The sequence below is a fragment of the Methanoregula sp. genome (assembly GCF_002835825.1).
GTDB lineage: Archaea > Halobacteriota > Methanomicrobia > Methanomicrobiales > Methanospirillaceae > Methanoregula.
The window spans coordinates 1-4,540 of the sequence record NZ_PIZH01000183.1; the positions used below are offsets into that span (position 1 = coordinate 1).

The 4,540-nt window shown below is 56.0% G+C and carries 9 protein-coding genes; 4 read left to right on the forward strand and 5 right to left on the reverse strand.

Annotated elements, in window-relative coordinates; all coding sequences use genetic code 11:
• Positions 1-412 (reverse strand): helix-turn-helix domain-containing protein (locus CW742_RS07665; RefSeq protein ID WP_292418702.1); only part of this gene is annotated, 412 nt, incomplete at its 3' end.
• A 90-nt stretch (positions 413-502) separates the two neighbouring features.
• On the opposite strand from CW742_RS07665, the gene hcp reads away from it, so the two are divergent.
• Genes hcp through CW742_RS07685 form a run of 4 tightly spaced genes read left to right on the forward strand, consistent with a single transcriptional unit; the run spans position 503 to position 3,199 of the window.
• On the forward strand, positions 503-2,119 hold the full coding sequence (hcp, locus tag CW742_RS07670) for a hydroxylamine reductase (RefSeq protein ID WP_292418704.1): 1,617 nt from the start codon (positions 503-505) through the stop codon (positions 2,117-2,119).
• A gap of 56 nt (positions 2,120-2,175) precedes the next feature.
• Positions 2,176-2,538, forward strand: a complete 363-nt coding sequence (locus tag CW742_RS07675) for a cupin domain-containing protein (RefSeq protein ID WP_292418708.1) — start codon at positions 2,176-2,178, stop codon at positions 2,536-2,538.
• A gap of 3 nt (positions 2,539-2,541) precedes the next feature.
• On the forward strand, positions 2,542-2,925 hold the full coding sequence (locus CW742_RS07680) for a cupin domain-containing protein (RefSeq protein WP_292418711.1): 384 nt from the start codon (positions 2,542-2,544) through the stop codon (positions 2,923-2,925).
• Positions 2,912-3,199, forward strand: a complete 288-nt coding sequence (locus CW742_RS07685; RefSeq protein ID WP_292418714.1) for an NAC family transcription factor — start codon at positions 2,912-2,914, stop codon at positions 3,197-3,199. The genes CW742_RS07680 and CW742_RS07685 overlap by 14 nt, the downstream gene beginning before the upstream one ends.
• A gap of 3 nt (positions 3,200-3,202) precedes the next feature.
• Here the strand turns inward: CW742_RS07685 and CW742_RS07690 are convergent, their stop codons facing one another.
• The 4 genes from CW742_RS07690 to CW742_RS07705 form a co-directional block, all read right to left on the reverse strand.
• Positions 3,203-3,529, reverse strand: a complete 327-nt coding sequence (locus CW742_RS07690) for a hypothetical protein (RefSeq protein WP_292418717.1) — start codon at positions 3,527-3,529, stop codon at positions 3,203-3,205.
• 94 nt (positions 3,530-3,623) lie between these two features.
• Positions 3,624-3,833 carry an AN1-type zinc finger domain-containing protein gene (locus CW742_RS07695; RefSeq protein WP_292418719.1) on the reverse strand — a complete coding sequence of 70 codons (210 nt, stop codon included), beginning with the start codon at positions 3,831-3,833 and terminating at the stop codon, positions 3,624-3,626.
• A 44-nt stretch (positions 3,834-3,877) separates the two neighbouring features.
• The gene (locus CW742_RS07700) at positions 3,878-4,165 is read right to left on the reverse strand and encodes a hypothetical protein (protein ID WP_292418722.1); all 288 of its coding nucleotides are present in this window, start codon (positions 4,163-4,165) and stop codon (positions 3,878-3,880) included.
• A gap of 173 nt (positions 4,166-4,338) precedes the next feature.
• The coding region (locus CW742_RS07705; RefSeq protein ID WP_292418725.1) for a helix-turn-helix domain-containing protein at positions 4,339-4,540 on the reverse strand (202 nt) is incomplete at its 5' end.

Consider the following 4,540-nt stretch of genomic DNA (forward strand, 5'->3'; position numbering starts at 1 on the left):
AAAAATGACGACGGTTTAATTTTTTAATAGTGAAAAAAAACACTTGGAAATCTCCCAACACCCACTCCCTACAATCCTGCTTCCCGCACGGAATATTCTCAATCTTCCACTTCAGCGCCCACATCTTGATCCCGCGGATCACGTCCACGAGTTCGAGCCCGCTTTTCGTTAACGTGTACTCGCTCCGTACAGGAAACGTGGAAGCATCAACATGTTTCGTTATCACGCCCTCCTCCTCCAGCTCCTTCAGCCGCTCCGACAAAATCTTCTGCGTGATATCAGTAAGAGAATCCTTCAGGTCAGAGAATCGCCGCGTGTGGTTCGGCCCTTTGTAAAGTTCGAGGATGATCAGGAGAGTCCATTTTTTTGTTAAGTATTTCACGGTCATGTTGACCGTGCATGCTTCGTCCATGGTATGGTTTCTGAAACTCTTTCCTATTTAACCTTGGTATACAAAAGAAACCTTGTAGCAAAAGAATACGAAAGGAGTTGAGTGAGAGTTATGTTCTGTTACCAGTGTGAGGAAACCGCGAAAGGAACCGGATGCACAATCAAAGGTGTCTGCGGAAAGGAAGCGGCAACGGCCGGGCTGATGGATGTTTTGATCTTTCTCTGCAAGGGAATTTCCGAGCGGAACCTTGCCGCGGCAAAGAGCGGGAAGGCAAACAAGGATGCCGGGATGTTCATTGCTGAGGCGCTGTTTGCTACGCTGACCAACACAAACTTCGATGACGGCCGGCTCAAGGCGCTGATCGCACAGGCCGCGGCCATCCGCGACGCGCTGCCATCCGCAGGAGCAAACGAGCCGGAGGCCTGCACGTGGAAACCGGCAAGCGACGCAACGATTGCCGCAAAGGCCGAGCAGATCGCAAAGGATGCAGCAAACAACGATGACGTCCACTCGCTCCGGGCACTCCTCCTCTTCGGGCTCAAGGGCGTTGCTGCGTATTACCACCACGCAGCGGTACTTGGGTACACCGATGAGAAGATCACCGACTTCATGCAGAAGGGGCTCGCATCCACGCTCCACGATCTTCCGGCCGACCAGATGACGGCGCTCGTTCTCGAATGCGGGGGGGTTGGCGTGTCCACGCTTGCGCTCCTCGACACTGCGAACACGAAGACCTACGGGAACCCGGAGATCACGAGCGTCAAGACCTCGGTGGGCAAACGTCCCGGCATTTTGATCACGGGACACGACCTCAAAGATCTCGAACAGCTGCTGGAGCAGTCGAAAGATTCGGGTGTGGACATCTACACGCACGGCGAGATGCTGCCGGCCAATGCGTACCCGGCACTGAAGAAGTACGCGCACCTGTACGGTAATTACGGCGGATCATGGTGGCACCAGAAAGAAGAGTTCGATGCGTTCAACGGCCCCGTGCTCGTCACCACCAACTGCATCGTGCCACCGAAGGACACGTACAAGGACCGGATCTACACCACCGGCCCCGCAGGCTACCCGGGTGTGAAGCACATCGCAGCAGGAGCGGGCGGGAAGAAAGATTTCTCGGCTGTCATTGCACATGCAAAGAAGACCCCGCCCCCGACTGCCCTGCCGGCACCCGGCCGTGACCTCATCACCGGCTGTGCGCACAATGCCGTGCTCGAACTGGCCGGCACAGTTGTCGAAGCCGTAAAGAAGGGAGACATCAAACGCTTCGTTGTCATGGCAGGCTGCGACGGGCGCCAGAGCGAGCGGGCGTATTACACCGAATTTGCACAAGCGCTCCCGAAGAACACTGTCATCCTCACGGCCGGCTGCGCCAAGTACCGCTACAACGGGCTCGACCTCGGAACCATCGGCGGGATCCCCCGGGTCATCGATGCCGGGCAGTGCAATGACTGCTACTCGCTCGTCGTGATCGCGCAGGCGCTTGCAAAGGCATTCGGTGTTGGGATCAACGAGCTGCCGGTCTCGTACAACATTGCGTGGTACGAGCAGAAGGCGGCACTCGTGCTCCTCGCACTGCTGAATCTTGGCGTGAAGAACATCGCGCTCGGGCCAAAACTCCCGGCATTCGTCTCGCCCGGCGTGCTGGACGTGCTCGTGAAGAATTTCAACATCAGCAAGAACAGCACGGTAGAAGAGGACCTGAAGCGGATGGTCCCGGCATAATCAGAAAGCATATCGCTATAATCTCCTGATCACATATTCGGAAGAAAGGAATCCCCATGACCAACCCCCGTGAAGAACTGACCTCCTCCGACAAAAAGCGCGAGGAACTCATCGGAAAAGTCCTTGCGACAAACGATCTCCTGCAGTACCAGGACGGGACGATCGCAAGCCGGATGATCGTGTTCAAAAAAGCCGGGACCATCACGCTCTTTGCGTTCGATGCGGGCGAGGGCCTTTCCGAGCACTCGGCCCCGTTCGATGCGATCCTCACGGTCACGGACGGGGAGGCAGAAGTGGCAATCGAGGGCAGCTGGTCAACGGTCAGGACCGGGGAGATGATCATCCTGCCGGCAAACAAGCCGCATGCCGTGCAGGCAAAGAAGCGGTTCAAGATGACGCTGACCATGATCCGGGAGTGAAGAATGGCGGAGTGGAAACAGGAAGAGCCGGGAAAACCGGACAAGAAACGCGAGGAGATTAAAGGGAAAGTCATACGGCTGCCGGACCTCGTGGAGTACGCGGACGGGACGGTAGCGAGCCGGATGGTGATCAACCGGAAGTGCGGGAGCATCACCATCTTCTCCTTTGACGAAGACGAAGGACTCTCCGAGCACACGGCCCCGTTCGATGCTGTGGTCACGATCCTGGACGGGGAGTGTGAGGTCTGGATTGCCGGGAAGACCTACCAGATGAAGACCGGGGAGACGATCATCTTCCCGGCCGGTGTGCCCCACGCCCTCTCTGCCATCACGAAGTTCAAGATGTCGCTCGTCATGATCAAGGAGGGCGACGATGGGAGGAAATGAATCGGACGGTTATTACTGCACGATCTGCGGCGGCGTTCCACCCGATAAGATCACGACCAGGCGCGTCCTGATCGATGGTAAGGAAACGGGGATCGACCACCTGGACTGGATCTTTGATGAAGTGAAGAAACTCGAAGTCAGCGGCGACAGCCGGCTCGCTGAGGAGATTCTCGTACGGGTGCAGCAGTTCAATTACGTGCCTACGAAGAAGAAAAACGAGTACGCGGCCGGGCTCCTGGCTGCATACAAAGAGTCGCTCGCGAAAAAAGAATAACCATTATTTTTTCAGTTGTGCCTTTTTTGCTTCGGCTTTGATATCGGCCTTGGCCTTCTCCATCTCGGCCCGGGCTTTGCTGAGAATATCGTCAAAGGACTTCTGGACCTGGTCCGTTGTCTCCTTGACGGTCTTCTCGATATGCTTCTGGCCCTCCTCAGTTGAAAGGAGGGCGTGGGTGGCTTTCGCCAGCTCGTCTACTGCGGAGATGACGTTCTTTGTCGCGGTAGTGAGGCGTTCTTCGATCTTGTTCTCCGCGGGTTTCTGTACCGGGGCTTCGGGATCCTTTACCCAGACGCCCTTATCAAAATGTCCTTTGTCATCAGTCATGAAAATTCACGGTTCCCAAGCAGTTAATCATTCTATGCAAACGAAACTACAAAAGGCTTCCATTAAGGATGTCGTGCCACGCATCCCTCCGGCATTACCTTCCTTTATTCTTCCACTGGCCGATATTCCGGCAATCGTGATCGAACGGCAGCCGGTGCCTGTCGCAGTAATACTTCCCGCAGTACTCGCAGTGGAACGGGAGGTAGACCCGCTCGCCGCAGACGGCGCAGGTCTCGTACACCATGTACTCCTTCTTCCCGAGCAGGCGCGAGACGATGCGACGTATAGTATCCCGCAGTCCCATGATGCAGATGTTGGATCCCTTCACTAAAAAATAATCCGGAGGGGTTATCGCCTTTTTCCGGACTCAAATTCGTCCGGCCGCTGCTCTTTCTGGCCGTGTTCTTCAAGCAGCCGGCGCACCTCGTCGTCGACTTTCCGTTTGTCCGAAGCACCCGTGAACAGGATGCGGACCCCCTCGAGGTCATCTTTCAGGTATGCGGCTTCATCATACAGGACAAGGACGATCTCACCGTCGTTCCCGAACATATGCTCTTCACATTCCCCCCGCATGTACCGCTCCCGCTGCTCCTTGGTCGGTGCGGCATATTTGCTCTCGAAGCGAAAGACACCCAAACGTGTTCCTCGCGATACCATCACCTGCTGGCGTTATTAATGAGTGGGGAGCGGGGCGAATCTGTATTCCCCGGGTGCCTGCACCATTCACAACGAGTATTTCCCCATAACAACGATACCACACCTGGAGGCAACAATGCCGGAGACGGAGAAGAAGAAAGCCGAACTGAAGATTACGGGGATTCTTTTGTGTGCGATGACTCCCGCCGGGTCTTCTGGTACTGTCTTCCCCATGAAGAAATTGCTTCAAGAACCGGAAATGCAGTCCTGCCGCATTCAGTAAGCCGGTACTCGACCCGCGGCGGGATCTCCGGAAATACGGTCCGGGTCACGATACCGTCCCGCCCGAGCCCCCGGAGGTTTTTGGTCCTTTCT

What these genes read in the sequence shown, in the direction of transcription:
- hcp (WP_292418704.1), top strand. Translation starts at nt 503, where the DNA reads ATGTTCTGTTACCAGTGTGAGGAAACCGCGAAAGGAACCGGATGCACA.
- CW742_RS07675 (WP_292418708.1), top strand. Translation starts at nt 2,176, where the DNA reads ATGACCAACCCCCGTGAAGAACTGACCTCCTCCGACAAAAAGCGCGAG.
- CW742_RS07680 (WP_292418711.1), top strand. Translation starts at nt 2,542, where the DNA reads ATGGCGGAGTGGAAACAGGAAGAGCCGGGAAAACCGGACAAGAAACGC.
- CW742_RS07685 (WP_292418714.1), top strand. Translation starts at nt 2,912, where the DNA reads ATGGGAGGAAATGAATCGGACGGTTATTACTGCACGATCTGCGGCGGC.
- CW742_RS07690 (WP_292418717.1), bottom strand. Translation starts at nt 3,529, where the DNA reads ATGACTGATGACAAAGGACATTTTGATAAGGGCGTCTGGGTAAAGGAT.
- CW742_RS07695 (WP_292418719.1), bottom strand. Translation starts at nt 3,833, where the DNA reads ATGGGACTGCGGGATACTATACGTCGCATCGTCTCGCGCCTGCTCGGG.